Annotated in this window: 18 protein-coding genes; 11 read left to right on the forward strand and 7 right to left on the reverse strand. The window is 32.4% G+C overall.

Translation table 11 applies throughout. From position 1 onward, the window contains the following. Positions 1 to 103 precede the first annotated feature (103 nt). Complete coding sequence (locus CKV65_RS00380) at positions 104 to 739, forward strand: HAD family hydrolase (protein WP_027890396.1); 636 nt, start codon at positions 104 to 106, stop codon at positions 737 to 739. 34 nt (positions 740 to 773) lie between these two features. Here CKV65_RS00380 and CKV65_RS00385 read toward each other — a convergent pair whose 3' ends face one another. The 4 genes from CKV65_RS00385 to CKV65_RS00400 all read right to left on the reverse strand — a co-directional run bounded on the left by CKV65_RS00385 (position 774) and on the right by CKV65_RS00400 (position 4125). Continuing rightward, entirely contained in the window at positions 774 to 1739 is a 966-nt protein-coding gene (locus CKV65_RS00385; protein ID WP_027890395.1) for an AEC family transporter, read from the reverse strand. Positions 1740 to 1797: 58 nt separating this feature from the next. After that, a complete protein-coding gene (locus CKV65_RS00390) occupies positions 1798 to 3009 on the reverse strand; it encodes a hypothetical protein (protein ID WP_027890394.1) in 1212 nt (403 codons plus the stop codon). An 81-nt stretch (positions 3010 to 3090) separates the two neighbouring features. After that, positions 3091 to 3861 carry a histidinol-phosphatase HisJ family protein gene (locus tag CKV65_RS00395; RefSeq protein WP_027890393.1) on the reverse strand — a complete coding sequence of 257 codons (771 nt, stop codon included), beginning with the start codon at positions 3859 to 3861 and terminating at the stop codon, positions 3091 to 3093. 9 nt (positions 3862 to 3870) lie between these two features. After that, positions 3871 to 4125, reverse strand: coding sequence for a TIGR03905 family TSCPD domain-containing protein (locus CKV65_RS00400; protein ID WP_027890392.1), 255 nt, complete (start codon positions 4123 to 4125; stop codon positions 3871 to 3873). 154 nt (positions 4126 to 4279) lie between these two features. On the opposite strand from CKV65_RS00400, the gene CKV65_RS00405 reads away from it, so the two are divergent. After that, a complete protein-coding gene (locus tag CKV65_RS00405; protein WP_027890391.1) occupies positions 4280 to 5602 on the forward strand; it encodes a UDP-glucose dehydrogenase family protein in 1323 nt (440 codons plus the stop codon). Positions 5603 to 5663: 61 nt separating this feature from the next. On the opposite strand, the gene CKV65_RS00410 is transcribed toward CKV65_RS00405, so the two are convergent. Continuing rightward, positions 5664 to 6014, reverse strand: coding sequence for a cupin domain-containing protein (locus CKV65_RS00410; protein WP_027890390.1), 351 nt, complete (start codon positions 6012 to 6014; stop codon positions 5664 to 5666). A gap of 126 nt (positions 6015 to 6140) precedes the next feature. Here CKV65_RS00410 and CKV65_RS00415 point away from each other — a divergent pair, with 126 nt between their 5' ends. From CKV65_RS00415 to CKV65_RS00450, 8 genes are all read left to right on the forward strand, one after another. Next, positions 6141 to 6899 (forward strand): YdcF family protein, encoded by a 759-nt coding sequence (locus CKV65_RS00415; RefSeq protein WP_027890389.1) that lies wholly within the window; start codon positions 6141 to 6143, stop codon positions 6897 to 6899. Between the two features lie 76 nt (positions 6900 to 6975). Next, on the forward strand, positions 6976 to 8334 hold the full coding sequence (locus tag CKV65_RS00420; RefSeq protein ID WP_027890388.1) for an MATE family efflux transporter: 1359 nt from the start codon (positions 6976 to 6978) through the stop codon (positions 8332 to 8334). Between the two features lie 124 nt (positions 8335 to 8458). After that, on the forward strand, positions 8459 to 9811 hold the full coding sequence (locus tag CKV65_RS00425; protein ID WP_027890387.1) for a phosphohexomutase domain-containing protein: 1353 nt from the start codon (positions 8459 to 8461) through the stop codon (positions 9809 to 9811). A gap of 114 nt (positions 9812 to 9925) precedes the next feature. Further along, positions 9926 to 11389, forward strand: coding sequence for a hypothetical protein (locus CKV65_RS00430; protein WP_027890386.1), 1464 nt, complete (start codon positions 9926 to 9928; stop codon positions 11387 to 11389). 53 nt (positions 11390 to 11442) lie between these two features. Beyond that, entirely contained in the window at positions 11443 to 12045 is a 603-nt protein-coding gene (locus CKV65_RS00435; RefSeq protein WP_027890385.1) for a hypothetical protein, read from the forward strand. Between the two features lie 37 nt (positions 12046 to 12082). Next, positions 12083 to 13354 (forward strand): type II secretion system protein GspD, encoded by a 1272-nt coding sequence (locus tag CKV65_RS00440; RefSeq protein ID WP_036254814.1) that lies wholly within the window; start codon positions 12083 to 12085, stop codon positions 13352 to 13354. Between the two features lie 507 nt (positions 13355 to 13861). Further along, complete coding sequence (locus CKV65_RS00445) at positions 13862 to 15250, forward strand: phosphoethanolamine transferase (RefSeq protein WP_231922684.1); 1389 nt, start codon at positions 13862 to 13864, stop codon at positions 15248 to 15250. Continuing rightward, positions 15234 to 15722 carry a GNAT family N-acetyltransferase gene (locus CKV65_RS00450; RefSeq protein ID WP_231922686.1) on the forward strand — a complete coding sequence of 163 codons (489 nt, stop codon included), beginning with the start codon at positions 15234 to 15236 and terminating at the stop codon, positions 15720 to 15722. The genes CKV65_RS00445 and CKV65_RS00450 overlap by 17 nt, the downstream gene beginning before the upstream one ends. Before the next feature lie 50 nt (positions 15723 to 15772). Here the strand turns inward: CKV65_RS00450 and CKV65_RS00455 are convergent, their stop codons facing one another. Continuing rightward, the gene (locus CKV65_RS00455; RefSeq protein WP_027890381.1) at positions 15773 to 16264 is read right to left on the reverse strand and encodes a YajQ family cyclic di-GMP-binding protein; all 492 of its coding nucleotides are present in this window, start codon (positions 16262 to 16264) and stop codon (positions 15773 to 15775) included. A 31-nt stretch (positions 16265 to 16295) separates the two neighbouring features. Further along, complete coding sequence (locus CKV65_RS00460) at positions 16296 to 16697, reverse strand: ATP synthase subunit I (protein ID WP_027890380.1); 402 nt, start codon at positions 16695 to 16697, stop codon at positions 16296 to 16298. Positions 16698 to 16990: 293 nt separating this feature from the next. Here CKV65_RS00460 and CKV65_RS00465 point away from each other — a divergent pair, with 293 nt between their 5' ends. Then, positions 16991 to 17875 carry a phosphate ABC transporter substrate-binding protein gene (locus CKV65_RS00465; RefSeq protein WP_027890379.1) on the forward strand — a complete coding sequence of 295 codons (885 nt, stop codon included), beginning with the start codon at positions 16991 to 16993 and terminating at the stop codon, positions 17873 to 17875. Positions 17876 to 17916: the final 41 nt, after the last annotated feature.

Genomic DNA, 17916 nt, shown 5'->3' on the forward strand with positions numbered 1-17916 from the left:
TGAAGCTGTATACAAATAAAATTTGTTTTTATCAATTATTGATTAATTATGTTTTTTCACCTACAATAAAGATATAAATTTTTTGAAAATAAGGAGTTTTTTTATGCAGAATATTATTTTTGATATTGACGGTACTTTATGGGATTCAACTGACGTTGTAGCAGAAAGTTGGAATGCAGCTATTCGCGATACAGCAGGTATAGAAGCTAACCTTGATGGCGATAGATTAAAACAATTATTTGGCAAAACAATGGATGAAATTGGTCGTTTAATGCTTCCTAATTTAGATGATAAAAAAAGAAAAGAAGTATGTAATGCTTGTTACCAATATGAAGATGAATATTTATTGAAAAATTCTGGTGTGTTTTATGATGGTGTAACAGAAACGATTAATAAATTGGCTGAAAAATATAATTTATATATAGCTAGTAATTGTCAAAAAGGTTATATTGAATTAACTATGAAATATGGTAATTTTACTGATAAGATTAAAGATTTTATTTGTTTTGATGATACTAGATTACCAAAAGGTGAAAATATAAAAATATTGATGCAACGTAATAATATGAAAGAAGCCATTTATGTTGGTGATATTCAAGGAGATTTTGAAGCGAGCAAAGTAGCAAATATACCAATGATTTATGCAAGTTATGGTTTTGGTAAAGTGGAAAATCCAGATTATACTATTAAAGATATAAAAGAAATTCCTGCCTTAATGGAAAAAATTAATGAAAAATAATGAAAAGCAGACTGCGATTTGCAGTCTGCTTTTTTTACATAAGTAAATCTTTAATAACAAAGAAATACAATGGAAATATAATAAATAAGAAAATAATTGTTGTAGATATGAAAGATGATATTGCAATGTTTACATTGAGTTTATAAATGCTACAAGCTAGAACAGCATTTATGGCTGTTGGAGCGGAGAATGCTATAATCATACTGCCGATTAAAACAGGGTCATCAAAAATATTGATTACGACGAAGTATGCTATGATTGGTAATACGATAAATTTAACAACAGCAATATCTATTGTTTTGCGCAGAAAATATTTTGCTTTATCAAATTTTGTGATATAACCGACAGGAAGTAATCCTGCCCAAGCTCCGATATGTACGAGCAAATTGAAAATATCATAACAGATTTGAGGTTTAGCAACATCGTTAATAGCTAATATAAAACCGATAATCATGGCTAAAACAGGCAGTTGATTTAGGTTAAATAATAAAGCTCTTATGCTAATTTGGGCATTATGTTTGCGAGTTCTACTGATTGCTTTATTGTGATAATAATTAGCTAGTGGAAAACAAACACATAAAGTGAATAATGTTTGAAACATGGCAACAATTTGCAGATAAGCGAATCCTTGAATTCCGTAGACGATAAATGCGCATAATCCTGATAATGTGCCGATGTTAGATAGCATAGATGCCATCATGTAGGCACCTCGGTCATTTAAATTTTTATAACTAGAGGCAAATGTAAATTTAGCGATAATCCCAGGAACTACGCATGCTAAAATACCGAAAATAGGTAGCCACAATAAATCTAAAGATATTTTTAAAGTCCAAAAGCTTAAAAAAGATAAGATGGAAACGATTATACGGATATTTAATTTTATTAATTTGTTACAAAATTTATCAGAAATTACATTAAAACGGCGACAAAGATAACCGACAACGAGTGGAGCTATTAAGTCAGTAAATACAAAAAAGAAGCGAAGTTGTGCCTCGTCCAAAAATTATCCCTCCTAGAAATTGAATATAGACCAGAATGTTCTGGTCTATATTAGAATGTTAATATTCGTATTCGTAAAGATTACTGTCACTTGATACTTCATTTGATGAACTATTTGATGATGTATTATTAGAGGAAGTATCATAATCTATATCATTGTCGGATGATGTTTCTGTATTAGTTGTGGTGACAGTAGTGTTTGATGAAGTATTTTCTGTAGAATTATCAGCAGTTTCTTCTGTATTTTCATTATTAGTAATTTCTGGTGTATTGACTTTTAGATTGTCTTTTAAGTTCGTCTGAATAGCATAAATTGTTGCTGCTTCTTTTGTCTGAATATATGTTTCAGTACCTGCTGGTAAATCAACGTCTTTACCTTGTACGAATATACCACCAACTATACCGATAGGGCCTAAAACTGCAATGCCGGCTACACTAGCGCCAGCAGCATAAGCTAGATTTTTTATTTCTAATTTAGCTTTATCGCCAAGAAATGTTTTGATATTGGAACCATCAAATGATTGAATTTGTTGGAAATCAACATCTATTTCACCATTTCGACCAAAATTTTGAGCGCCTTTTACTTTAGTTACAACGCCTTCCCCTGGGGAACCAGCAGCAATTATTAATTTGCCATTGTAAACGATATCTTCTGCTGCCTGAAATTTAACAACATCGCCTGCTTTAGTTGTTTCGCTGTTAAGCGGTGTGACGAGTTTTATTTTAATCAAAGTATCAGCAGGTATAGTTGTTGACACGAGTGGGGTTTTTGCATCGGAATTGCCATAAGCAAGCAGTGCTAAATCGTTCATGCGTTTTTGCAAAGTACCAGAAGCCGCTTTACCATAAAGTGTTGTTTCTAATGCCGTTATTCTATCTGTTATAGATTTTATTGAAACGTGTCCACTTAAAAACCATTCAATACCGTTCATTTGAGTTATAGCGGATGGTCGAACACTGTTGTCAAACATCGTAGCGTATAATGTGTTGATACGGTCACTGATAGCAGTATTAGTACCCGATGTTTTACCATAAAAATCATTTTCTAAACGGCTGATGCGAGAGAGAAGAGCACCTGTTTGAGCTTGTCCATATACAGAGCTTTCTACAAGTTGTAATTTAGATTGAAGTGTAGAAGCATCTGGTAATGTGTAATCATAAGCTGGTTGTGTGGTATTAGTTGTGTTTAATGTTTCGGCAAAAACTGCTGAAGATGAAGTTAATAGCAAAGATAAACACAATCCAGTGGAAATAACTTTTTTAAATGACATACTAACCCTCTTTTCTTTATGAAATTAAGTTAATCGTTATAAGATTGATACTATTTTACCATATCTGAGTATAGATATGTATTATGATTTACATAATTGCATTTGACGGTTGACGAAGTAAACAGGTTTTAAATTATATTGTTCCATAAAATCAGCAGCTTCGTGAATTTTAAAGCCGACATTTTCTTTTGTATGAGCATCGGAGCCAATAGATACGTATTTTCCACCGAGTGCAGCATATCGTTCATATAATTTTAATAATAATTTTATATTATTGATATTATCAAATCGTCTAGTATTTAATTCTGGTACTATGCCTTTATCGAGAACGGTTTTCCAGACGATATCGACTGCTTCACCAAATTCGTCAAGGGTGATATCAGCAGGTGAATACGGTGCATAACGACAGATATAATCGATATGACCTAAAATATTAGCAAAATCATGCTGAGCTATAAGTTTAGCCATTGCAGAAAGATAATTTATATAAGTCGTTTGTTTATCTTGTTTATAGCAGGATTTATAATATAAATCTTCTCCATCTAAAAGATGAATAGAACAGATTATTTGGTCAAATGGAGCTTTTTCTATAAATTTTTTGCTAGGAATGAGTGTATGTTCTTGCATACCCACTTCAACGCCTAGATATAATTTATCACTGCGATATGGTAGATATTCATTCATGTATTTTATAGGGTCAAATTCAAATAAATCCTCACCAGGATAATCAAAATCAAGGTGTTCTGTGATGATGAGCCCTATATTTTGTTTTTCTGCACTGTTTATAGCATCAGTTAAAAGCATATCAGAGTCAGCTGAAAATTTTGTGTGAAGATGTGTATCAAAAAGCATAATATCACCTTATTTTTGCAGTGCCAAAGTTAATGCTTTAGATAATTGGTCAGGGCAAGAAGTTGGGCGTATGCCACAATGAATGCCACTGCATTTATTAATTACTGTTTGAGCATCTTGACCTTCAACGAGATGGCTGATACCTTGAAGATTGCCATTGCAACCACCGATAAATTCTAGATTATGGATATGATTTTGTTCATCTAAGCTGAAATTTATTTGTTGAGAGCAAGTTCCTGAAGTTGTATAGGAAAAATTTTTCATAATATAATCACTTTCCTTTTTTAGTTTATAATTATGTATTATAGGCTGGAAAAATGTATTTTGTAAATAAATTTCTTGATATTTGAAACAAAATACTGCAAACTATATAAGTATATTAAATTAAAATGAATAATAAATTATAGAGGTGTGATAAATGAGAGTTGCTATGATTGGAACAGGTTACGTAGGCTTAGTTACTGGTACTTGTTTTGCAGCTACAGGTAATAATGTTATTTGTGTAGATGTAGTTAAAGAAAAAATTGATAATTTAAATAAAGGGATTATACCAATTTTTGAACCTGGATTGGACAAAATGGTAAAATCTGCTCAAGAACGAGGAAATTTAAGTTTTACAACAGATATAAAAGAAGCTTTACAAAAAAGTGATATATGTTTTATTGCTGTTGGTACACCAATGGGAGAAGATGGTAGTGCTGATTTACAATATGTAATAAATGCTGCACGTGAAATAGGTAAATACATGGTGCATGATATGTATATAGTCGATAAATCAACAGTTCCAGTGGGAACAGGTGATTTAGTTCGCAGTGTTGTTCAAGAAGAACTTGCAAAACGTGATAGTGATTTATATTTTGATGTTATTTCTAATCCAGAATTTTTAAAAGAAGGCAATGCTTGTCAAGATTTTATGCATCCAGATAGAGTTGTTATTGGTTCAGAAAATCCTAAATCTATTGAAGTAATGCAAGAATTATATGAACCATTTATTCGCTCTAGTGAATTTTTTGTAACAATGGATATAAAAAGTGCTGAGCTTACAAAGTACGCAGCAAATGCTATGTTAGCTACAAAAATTTCTTTTATTAATGAAATTGCTAATATCAGTGAAAAAGTTGGAGCAAATATCAATAAAGTAAGACGTGGTATTGCTAGTGATTCAAGAATTGGTTATAGCTTTTTAAATCCTGGTTGTGGCTATGGTGGCAGTTGTTTTCCAAAAGATGTCAAAGCGCTTATAAAAACAAGCCGTCAGTATAATTATGAACCAGAATTATTATCTTCTGTAGAAAATGTAAATGCTCGCCAGAAAATGGTACTTGTAAATAAAGTCGTTGATGTTTTTGGTGAAGATTTAAAAGGTAAAACTTTTGCTGTATGGGGATTGGCTTTTAAACCAGGTACGGATGATATGCGTGAAGCACCAGCTATTCGTTTGATTGAAGAATTGACAAAACGCGGTGCATTTATCAGAGCATATGACCCGCAAGCTATGAAGACAGCAAAGAATTTTTATTTAAAAGATATTGATAATATCATGTATATAAAAAATAAATACGATGCACTTGATGATGTCGATGCTTTAATCGTTGTAACGGAATGGAAAGAATTCCAAAGTCCAGACTTTATGGAAATTGCAGACCGAATGAAAGGCGATATTATTTTTGATGGCAGAAATATTTATAAAGCAAAAACAGTAATCAATCATAATCTAAAATATTATCAAATTGGTGCATAAAAGAAAAATATGGTAAAATAAAAACAGCAGCTAATTTTTATGATTAGCTGCTGTTTATTTCTTATTTAGGAGTATTTACGATTAAAGCAGTGAATTCAAGATTTTCTGTAGGAGAAGTATTTTCAATGCCGTGACCTTCGCCATCAGGGCAGAAAACAACGTCGCCTGCTTTGACTTCGACCATAGTGCCGTTATCGCTATAAAGACCAGTGCCTTTTGTGATATAATAAGCTTCGCCGTTACCGTGATGTTCATGATAGCCTAAAGAGCAATTAACTTCTAATGTGACATGAGCAAACATACCGCATTGATTTTGTAATTGGTCTTGTGATAAAAGATGTTCGATGATGATGTGGCCTTTGCCACCATTTGCTTTTTCTTTGCGAACAATTTGGTGTTCAGATAAAATCATTGATAAAGCCTCCCTGTGCTATAATATACTAATAATATTTTACCATAAATTTTTAAATATTGTGCTGTGCAATATAATACTTTGTAGCTATTTGAGCTATAATTTTAAAAATGAGAAAGGATTTTTATGATTGAGTTTTTGAAATTTGGAGCAAGCTGGGTATTGCCACCTGGAATATTCTTTTTAATGTTTTTATTTTTGGCATATTGTTGTAAAAAAAGACGACAAACTCGTCTGGCGATAGCAATAACCTTTGTAACATTTTTATTTTATCTTGCCTCGACTTCATATGTTGGCGGTATGCTCATTGGCAGTTTAGAAGATAAATATGACCCACCGGAAAATTTGCCTAGTGCAGATATAATTGTAGTTTTAGGGGGCGGAGCGACGAGCGATACAAAAGATGTTGTTGGCACGGGTACATTATGTAGTATTCCTGCAAATAGACTTTTAACTGCTGTTCGTTTGCAAAAAAAATTAGGTATACCAATTCTTGTTTCTGGTGGTCAAATACATGCAGATAGTGGCAAAGAAGCTGATATTGCACGGCGTATTTTAAAAGAACTTGGTGTATCAGAAGATATGATATTGTTGGAAAATAAAAGCTTAAACACAACACAAAATGCACAGTATTCATATAATCTATTAAAATCGAGAGGATATAGTAAACCACTTGTTGTAACATCGGCTTTTCATATGGAAAGAACGGTAGCTAATTTTAAAAAAATGGGTGTGGAAATAGTACCTTATCCATGTGATTATATGGTAAATAAAGAACAGGTTTTTCATTACAATAAATTAGCACCATCGTCACAAGCTTTAGAATTTACGGCTTTATATTTTCAAGAAAATTTGCGTACATTTGTCACGAAATACATTGAATGATTTTATAGACAATAAATTTATTGTGATTTAAAATTTACTTAGAGATAAATTTATATAGGCAAATGAGGTGATTTCTATGGTAAAAGATTTGACTACAGGAAGTCCGGCAAAATTAATTTTAATGTTTACATTACCGCTGATTGTAGGAAATATTTTCCAACAGCTGTATTTGCTTAGTGATACATTAATTGTAGGTCGTTTTTTAGGTGTGCGTGCATTGGCGGCCATTGGTTGTAGCGGTTGTTTGATGTTTTTAATGATAGGATTTGTAATTGGTTTTACTGGTGGTTTAACCATTTGTACAGGTCAGAGATTTGGTGCAAAAGATATAGAAGGTATGCGCAAGAGCGCAGCGGCTTGTACCGTTTTAAGTTTAACCATTGCGATTATTGCTACAATTATTGGACTATTTATAGCTAGACCGATGTTAATGTTTTTGCAGACTCCAGCTGAAGTTTTAGACATGGCAACTGTATTTTTAAGCATAATATTTTTAGGGATATTTGCTACAATGCTATTTAATACTTCTTCAAATTTAATTCGTGCTTTAGGTGATAGTAAAACACCTCTTTATTTTTTAATTTTGGGCTGTGTTTTAAATATTATTTTAGAAATTACATTTATTGGCGTATTTAATTGGGGTATTGCTGGTGCTGGTTTTGCAACGGTATTGGCACAATTTATAAATGGCAGTGGTTGTGTCATATACATTAAAAAGAAAATTCCTGAATTACATTTTAAATGGTCGGATTTGAAGATTTCTCGCCAAGTTGCTTGGCAACATTTGCGTGTGGGTTTGCCAATGGGGTTTCAATCATCTATAATAGCTATTGGCGCAATTATTTTACAAGTGCCACTCAATAATTTAGGTGAAATAGCAGTAGCAGCTTATGCAGCTGCACAAAAAATAGATATGATTGCCATGATGCCTTTAATGTCATTTGGTATGGCAATGGCTGCTTATACTGCACAAAATTATGGAGCTGGAAAATTCGATAGAATAAAAAGTGGCGTTAATAAATGTATATTAATGTCAGGTGGTTTCAGTATTTTTATCGGTATATTTAATATTCTTATGGGACCTGAAATGATAGAAATTTTCGTAGGCGAAGGACAACAACAAGTTGTGGATTATGGTCATATTTACTTAATTGTAAATGGTTCATGTTACTTAATTTTATCTTTGTTGTTTATTTATCGTTTTACTCTTCAAGGTTTAGGTCAAAGTCTTATACCGACATTTGCTGGAATTATGGAACTTATTATGAGAGCAATGGCTGGATTGTTCTTAGTTGGACAGTTTGGCTATATTGGAGCTTGCTGGGCTAATCCGATGGCTTGGATAGGTTCATGTGTACCTCTCATGATAACTTTTTATATAACACGTAAATCGTTATTGAAAAAAGTTGCCTTGCAAAATATAGCTAAAATATAGAAATTTGATTTCTATATTATAGAAAAATTTTATAATTTTTCTGTATTTTGGACAAAGGAAAAAGAAATATCAATAGCGAATTATAGTATATAATATTATTTTATTTTTCGTAGAGGTGGAGAATATGGAATTAAAATCAACAGCATTTAAAGCTTATGACATTCGTGGTAAAGTACCGGAAGAAGTTAATGAAGAATTAGCGTATAGAATTGGACGTGTATTCCCTACTTTGTTCAATGCAAAAAGAGTAGCAGTTGGCCATGATATCAGACTTTCTGGTCCAGCTATTCAAAGAGCTTTGGAACTCGGTCTTACAGAAATGGGTTGCGAAGTAATTGATATTGGACAGTGCGGTACAGAAATGATTTATTTCGCTACAGCACATCTTGGATTAGATGGCGGTATCATGATTACAGCTAGCCACAATCCAAAAGAATACAATGGCTTAAAATTAGTTCGCAAAGAAGCTCGTCCAATAAGTGGAGATACAGGTCTTAAAGATATTGAAGCAAAAGTTATGGCTGGCGATTTAGGCACTAAAGCTGAAACTCCAGCAAAAGTAGTTGAAGTTGACATCATGAAAGATTATATCGACCATCTTTTAACATATGTTGACCTCAGCGAATTAAAACCACTTAAAGTTGTAGTAAACTCTGGTAATGGTGCAGCTGGCCCAATTATCGATGAACTTGAAAAACGCTTGCCATTCAACTTCATTAAAGTTCATAATACACCAGATGGTTCTTTCCCTAACGGTGTACCAAATCCTATTTTACAAGAAAATCGTGAAGCAACTGCAAAAGTTGTACGTGAAGAAAAAGCTGATCTTGGTGTAGCTTTTGATGGTGACTTTGACCGTTGCTTTATTTTCGATGAAAATGGAGATATGATTGAAGGTTACTATATTGTAGGCTTCTTAGCAAAAGCATTCCTCAACAAAAATCCTGGAGCTAAAATTATTTATGACCCTCGCCTCATCTGGAATACAATTGAAATTGTAGAAGAAGCTGGCGGAACTCCTATCATGTGCAAGAGTGGTCATGCGTTCATTAAAGACCGTATGCGTAAAGAAGATGCTGTTTATGGTGGCGAAATGTCCGCACATAACTATTTCAAAGAATTTTCTTTCTGCGATAGCGGTATGATTACATGGCTCTTAGTTGCAGAATTATTATCTCAATCCGGTAGTGCAATGTCTGCTCTTATTAAAGAACGTATGGAACGTTATCCAATCAGTGGTGAAATCAATAGCACAGTTGCTGACCCTAAAGGTGTTATGGCTACTATTGAAGCTAAATATGGCCCTACTGGTGAAGTTACAAAAGTTGACGGTTTGAGTGTAGATTATGCTGATTGGAGATTTAATTTACGTATTTCCAATACAGAACCAGTTATTCGTTTAAATGTAGAAACTCGTGGCGATAAAGCATTACTCAAAGAAAAAACAGAAGAGTTATTAGCTGTTATTCGTGCTTAATTGTAGTTTTTCGTATTTTAACGTTAAGTATGATATAATGAAACTGTCCAAATATTATTTTATGATTTTTGGATAGTTTCATTTGACTGTATAATTTAAGGGGGAACTCAAGAAATGAGTCTAAAATTAAAATCTGGCTTTACTTTTGATTATGATAATTTATTTGGTGAAGGTAAAGTTACTAAAGCAGATATTGAAGCATTTAGCGATAAATTAAAAGAAGCGCATAAAGCTATGAATGTAATGCGTGAAACAGGCTATATTAAAGGCCATTTATCCAAAGACGGACAGCCTGAAAAAGTATGGTTCAGCCAATGCCCATACATTCAAGAAGGTACTCTTAATTCTCCTGAATCTATGAAACGTTTACAAGAACTTCGCGAATCCGTAAGAAATCGCATTGATGTTGTTGTTTCTTTAGGTATCGGTGGTTCTTACCTCGGTAACAAAGTATTATTTGATGTTCAGTGTGGTGAATTCTGGAATAGTAAATCCGTTGAAGAAAGAGACGGCTATCCAAAATTCTATTTCAGCGGTAATAACATTGACCCTCGCCGTACGAAAGATTTAATTGATAATATTAACTCCAGTGCAGCTATTACAAAATCCCATTACAAACGCACTTACAAAGTAATGCTTATTGTAATTTCTAAATCTGGTGGAACACTCGATACTATGTCTAACTTCATGGTAATCTATGATGCTTTGAAGAAAAATCCTGATATCGAAGTTGAAATCGTTGCAGTAACAGACCCTAATACAGAAAAACCTACATTATTAAAACAGATGGCTATGGACCACAATTGGCCACAATTTTCTGTACCAGACGGAGTAGGCGGACGTTTCACTGTATTCACTGATGTTGGTCTTTCTACAGCAGCTTGCATTGGTTTCGATATTGATGAATTCCTCCATGGTGCAAGAGATATGGATGAAGCTTGCAAAAATGAAAATGTTTGGGAAAATCCAGCAATGCTCAATGCAGCACTCAAATACATTGCTTCCGAAAAATATGGTCGCAATATCGAAGTTATGATGCCGTATGGTGATTATTATGAATCCTTATCTATGTGGTACATCCAACTTTTAGCTGAATCTTTAGGAAAACAGTTCAATAAAGAAGGCAAAGAAGTTTGCTATGGACGTACTCCAGTCGTAGCACTCGGTACTCGCGATATGCACTCTCAGACTCAGCAACATCAAGAAGGTAGATTGGATAAAGTTGTTCAGTTTATCCGCATTGAAAACTGGGATAATGATTTAGTAATTCCTAACGTATTCCCAGAAGCTAAAAAACTTGCTGATATCTCTGGTGTAACTATGGGTGATGCACTTGAAGTTGCTCGTCAGTCTAATGCTGATGCTCTTGCTTCTAACAAACGCTTTAATGCATTATTCAGCTTACCAAAAATGAATGCTTATTATTTAGGTCAACTTCTTTATATGCTCGCAATGTCCGTTGCATATGAAGGCGAATTTGCCGATGTAGATGCTTTTGACCAGCCAGGTGTTGAAGCTTACAAACGCATCATGGGACCTAAATTACAAGAATTAAAAGCTAGCAAACAAGCTAAATAATTAAAATTGTATATAGTTAAAGAGGATACGAAAAGTATCCTCTTTTTCCATTTATGGAGGTTTTTATTATAGTTAAATTTAAAGAAAAGTTGAAATTAATATACAATACAATAGGTAAAAAAAGATTATCCTCATATATTATTTTAAGTGTATTCTTTTTTGTTATGGTATATTTACTATTTTTAAAAGATACTGGTGAAGTAAAAGTATTAGATGAAGCAAGTATAAATACGCAAGATACCGTTCAAGAAAGTAAAGTATTATATACGGTAAACAATGATTTTACAGAGCTAAAAAATCCATTTAGCTTCGAACACGAAAAAGAAAAAGATACAGTACTAGTTGTGAAAGAAGAAGAAAAGCCAAATATAAAAAATCAAGTTTCAAATAAGGTAGTGAATACGCAAGAAAAAAAGTCAGTAAATTCAAAGAAAGAAGAGAAAAAGACAAAATCAGTAAAAAATAAATATGAGTTAGAAGCTATTTTTGATATCAATCAGCAAAAAACAGCACTATTGAAAATAGATGGGAAAGATATGAGAGTAAAAACAGGCGATAAAGTAAATGATATGGTAGTTACTGAAATAAATAAAAATAGCATAGTATTGCAGACAACAGAGGGAATGTCTATAAACTGCCCGCTTAATAGTTTTTAGTGAAGAAATCGAGGTAAAAGTGAGATTTATATATGTAATGATTTTATGGGCTGTCTTGAATATAGGCAGTATAGCAAATGCAAATTCTATAGATGTAACGGGTGCAGATATCAGGCAGGTTTTAACAGCGATTGCTTCAAGCGGTAATTTAAACTTAGTTTTAGATGATACAGTAAAAGGTGATGTAGCAGTTAAACTTTCAGATTTATCACCACAGGAAATGATACGCATAATTGCACAGAGCAACAATTATACATATGATATGAATGATGGCGTTATTTATATAAGTAAGGATAATAAACAAAAGACTTTGCAAAGTATAAAGATAAATTATTTAGAATTAGATAAAGCAGCTAAAATGGTAAATCTATTGATTAATAAGGGACAGGCTACAAAAGTAAATAATGAAAATAAAGAAGAATATAATAATGTAGTCATAGATAGAAATGAAAATACCTTAATATTTTATGCTACAAATGAAGAATACAATAAAATTTTAAACTTTATACAGCAAAATGATAAAGCACCGCGACAAGTTTCATTGGAAGCAAAGGTTACTGCTGTACAAAAAGATGCAGCTAAGGATTTGGGCATAACATGGGAATGGTCAAAGCTGCCGCAATCTCCATCGCATGATATAACGTATGAAACGATAACGCATACAACGCAAAATGATGATGGAAGTTATAGTCAAACGACGGATTATTTGCCTGTTGATGAAGTGCAGCGCAGTTGGAATGGTTCAGATATAGTGCCAGGTGTAATTCGTTTTGGCAAAGGAGTAGATGGTTATCCATATGAATTTTATTATGAAGCAAAACTAAGTGCTTTAATAAGTGAAGGAAAAGCCAATATTTTAGCACGACCGAATATCACCACTATACAGGGCAATGAAGCGGTGATAAATATTGGCAGTGAAGTGCCTGTGCCAACTGTTGCCACGACAAACGCTACAACGACTACATCTATTGAATACCGCGAAGCTGGCATAATTTTAAAATGTACACCGCGCGTCAATGAAGATGGCATCATAACAGTAAAAGTGCATACAGAAGTGAGCTCGCCTTTATATGTAGAAGATATGAAGGCATATCGTTTTCAGAAGCGTTCAGCTGATACTACCGTGCGGTTAAAAGATGGCGAGACAATGGTAATCGGTGGCTTAATCGGCAAAGATGAAGCAAAACAGATGAGTAAAGTTCCATTTCTTGGGGATATACCGATACTGGGAAATTTATTTAAACATATTCAAAATTCTAAAACAGATTCAGAAATCATGATATTTTTAACGGCAAAAGAAGTAAAATGATAATTGATTATATTAAAATAGAGCATATATCTTGTATCATCGTAAAAAGTAGTAGATTTTCCTAAAAATAACAAATAATTAAGAGAAAGTAAAAAAACATATAGTAAAATGTGAAATCCTTAGTATAATAAAACAGTATACTAAGGATTTTTTTAAGAGGACGTGTAATTGATTTTAATAGATAGATTTAAATTAAGTTTGAAAAAAATATATAATGGTTTTAAAGATATAATATCAAGCCCTGCGAAAGTAATAAATTTATGTTGGCAAAAAATATTTAAGGTAATAGAGCAAGAATTTTTCTTTATTAGTTTAATGATGATATTTAATTTTATGCCATATTTATATTTATTTTGTTTGTATAATCAATATGAAAACGCAATAGGTGGCTTATTTAAACCTTTTAGCGTGATTATTTTCATGGGATTAATTATAAATTCTTTACATGGTAGGTTAAAAAAATACTTGAAGTATTTTATTTTAAGTATAAGTATGATTTTATCTTTGATGGAATTATTTATAATTAGCAAATATTATACTTTCACTACAGCAGGGATAATAAGTGTAATCATTGGTACAAATCTTCATGAAACGATAGAATTTATTACTATGTATTTTTCTTGGAGTTATTTGATTTTTATAATTGCTTTAGCTTTATGTATATATGTATTAAATTATATAAGTAAAAAAGTAAAATTAAATAATAAATTAGTTATATTGTTTTTACCTTATTTTTGTTTATATAGTTTATTTTATGCAATCATACCTGGGAAAAATCTCACAGAATGTTTGACTTTTACAAGGCTTATAGCACCTGTAGAGCAAGCTGTGGAAGATGCGATAGCTTTTCGTGAAATTTATACAAATATGCAAAATAATGTGCAGATACTAGACAAAGGAAGAGATATACCAAATATTGTATTTATTTTAGGTGAATCAACGTCAAAAGGTCATATGAGTTTATATGGCTATCCATTAGAAACTACTCCAAAGATGGATAAGATGGCTCAAAATAATGAACTTTATGTTTTTAAAGATGTAATCAGTTCACATGCTTATACTATTGGTTCACTTCGCGAAGTATTTACTTTTCATAATTATGAAGCTACGAATAAATGGTATGAATGTAATAATTTATTCGATATCATGAAAAAAGCAGGTTATAAAACGTATTGGCTTTCTAATCAAGAAACTTCTGGTCAATGGGCAAATGTGGCACTGGCTTATGCTAATCGTTGTGATTATAAAAAATTTACAGGAATTAGACAATCATATGAGAAATCTTATCGTGCTGATGGTGAATTACTGCCTTTATTATATGAAGCTATGAATAATGATAGTGATAAAAATTTTTATGTATTGCATTTAATGGGTTGTCATGGCGAATATGAAAATAGATATACACCGGATTTTACGAAGTTTTCTGATGTAGATGAAACAAAAGGAATAGGAATAATAAAAACACAGGAAGCAAAAACGAAAAGAGCACAGTATGATAATGCTATTTTATATAATGATATGATTGTAACCCAAATTATGGAAGCTTTTAAAGATAAAGACGCTATAGTTATCTATATGCCAGACCACGGTGAAGAAGTATATGATTTGAAAAACTTCAATGGTCATAGTGATGATAATCCTACTAAATCTATGCTAGAAATACCATTTGTTATTTATACTACAGAGAAATTTAAGCAGAAATATCCTCTAGTAGATGCACAGATTAGAGCTTCTGTAGATAAAAAATATATGACAGATGATTTAATTCATACTATTTTAGATATTACAGGGATAAAAACACCAGAATTTCAGGAAACGCGAAGTATTATAAATCCATATTATAATCAAGAGCGAAAGAGAATTTTCTTAGATAAAGATTATGATAATTGGCAATGATTTCGAGGCGATTATGTATATAAGAAATTATCAAAAGAGTGATTTAAAAAGTATTATTTTTTTATTTAGAGAAACTGTGCATAGTGTAAACAGTAAAGATTATACACAAGAGCAGGTAAAAATATGGGCACCTGAAAAAATTGATGAAAAAAGTTGGCATTTGAGTTTATTAAGCCATTACACATTGGTGGCTATAGATAAAGAAAAGATAGTGGGCTTTGTCGATTTAGATAAAAATTATGTAGATAGATTATATGTAGCAAAAGATTATCAGCGACAAAAAATAGCAACTAGATTAATGGATAAAATAGAAAATCATGCTAAAAAACAAGGTCAAATATCTTTATATAGTCATGTATCTATAACTGCTAAAAAATTTTTTCTAGATAGAGGTTATATCGTAAATAAAGAGCAATATGTTGAAAAACAAAATATTTTATTTAAAAACTATGTAATGGAGAAATTTTTATAAAAATAAAACGCTTATATTACTAATTATTTGTAGTAATATAAGCGTTTCTTTTATCTCATATTAATGAATTGTAAATCGATGCCAAAGTCGCCAGCTTTTAATGTCTGGATAACGGCTTGCAAATCATCTTTTTTAGCGCCAGAAACTCTTACTTGGTCACCTTGCATTTGCGTATTTACTTTGAGTTTTGTTGCTTTTATAGCAGCGATAATCGCTTTAGCTTTTTCTTTGGAAATGCCTTGAACGATATTGATACTTTGTCTAACGGTGCCTTTAGCAGCATCTTCTATTTTGCCAGGTTCTAAGCAGCGAAGAGGGATACCTCTTTTTGCCATGCGAGCACGCAAGATATCGACGATAGCATTTAATTTATAATCGTCTTCAGCTGCGATTTTGATAGATTTTTCTTCAAGTTCAATGCTAGCTGTGCTACCACGAAAGTCATAACGCTGAGAAATTTCTTTTTCTGTTTGATTGACAGCATTACTCATTTCTTGCATATTTACTTGAGATACGATATCGAATGAACTATCTTTAGCCATGTATAATCAACTCCATTTATATTATAAATTATTAATAACGTTTAAAGAAACGAAAGATAAGCCAAGCCACGATACCTGCACCTAAAACGGTTAAGATTACAGGCAAAGCTACAAAGAAGAAAAAGCCTAAAATGGCAAGACCGCCAATAGCTATTAGTCCTTTTGTAAGCCAACTAGAAGTAGAATTACCGCCTAAGCGGATATAGCGAACTTTCATACCGTTTGGTCGATACGATTGGCGATAATTTGTATTAGTTTGATTTTGTCTATTTTGATAAGAATTTTCTTTGCGAAAATTATTTTCTTCTTCGATTGTTACACCGCTGTAATTATTAGCTTCACTGCTGGACATTGTTTGTACATTCTGCATACTTTGGCAATATGGGCAGTTACCATTATTATCCAATTCATGGTTACATTTAGGGCAATGCATAAAATACTCCTTTAGATAAAAAACAAAAAAATATATTCCAAGTTTAGTATATTAGTCAAAAAGTCAATTGTCAAGCGAATACTTTATTGCATGTTAAATTTTAATGTAGATTTAATTTATTTACATTAGATAACAATTTTTACAATTCCTTTACATATAAATATAAATGTAAATTTGAGCGTGATTTTTTATTTTAAATTTTACATAACTGTCATTGTAACTTTACATTGCTTCGCTATACTTAAACACAGAAATTAAACAAGAACTTAAATTAAATCTGGGGAGGATTTAAAATGAATTGGAAAAAGTTGGCGTCTCTTGGCGTCGTAGCAATGATGTCTTTAAGTATTTTAGGTTGTGGTAGCGATAGTGCATCAGACAAATCTGGTGGTGATAGCGCTTCTATTAGCGGTAGTGTAACAGGTTCTGGTTCTTCTGCATTATTACCACTTGCAAAAGATGCAGCTGACAAATTCAAAGAACTTCATCCAGAAGTTTCTATTACATTAAATGGTGGCGGTTCTGGTACAGGACTTAAACAAGTTGCTGATGGTTCCGTTGATATCGGTAACTCTGATGTAGCTGCTGATACTAAACTTGATAAAGCTGTAGCTGATGGCTTAGTTGACCATAAAGTATGCGTTGTAACTATGGCTCCAGTAATCAACAAAGATATTGCAGCTCAAGTAAAATCTTTAACAAAACAACAATTAACAGATATCTTCACTGCTAAAGTTACTAACTGGAAAGAAGTTGGCGGTCCAGATGAACCAATCGTTCTCGTAACTCGTCCTTCTACTTCTGGTACTCGTGCATTATTCAAAGAATTCGCTTTAGGCGGTGCTGAAGAAGCTTCTAATAAATCCTTAGAAACTGATGACTCTGGTACTCTTTTACAGAGCATTAAAGACAATAAAGGTGCAATCGGTTATGTAGCATTATCCTATCTCGTAAACAACAAAGATGTTGCTACTGTTGCTGTTGATGGTGTTGAACCTACTTTGGAAAATACTTACAATGGTACTTATCCAATCTGGGGTTATGAACATATGTATACTAAAGGTGAACCAACTGGTGCTGTAAAAGCTTTCCTCGATTTCATCATGTCTGACGAATACGGTAAAGCTATCGAAGCTCAGGGTTATGGTGTAACTAGCAAAATGCAGGTTCAAAGATAATCTTTAAAAAATGAAAAAAGGCGATTTCGTTTTCGCCTTTT

This window comes from Megamonas hypermegale (assembly GCF_900187035.1).
Taxonomy (GTDB): Bacteria; Bacillota; Negativicutes; order Selenomonadales; family Selenomonadaceae; genus Megamonas; species Megamonas hypermegale.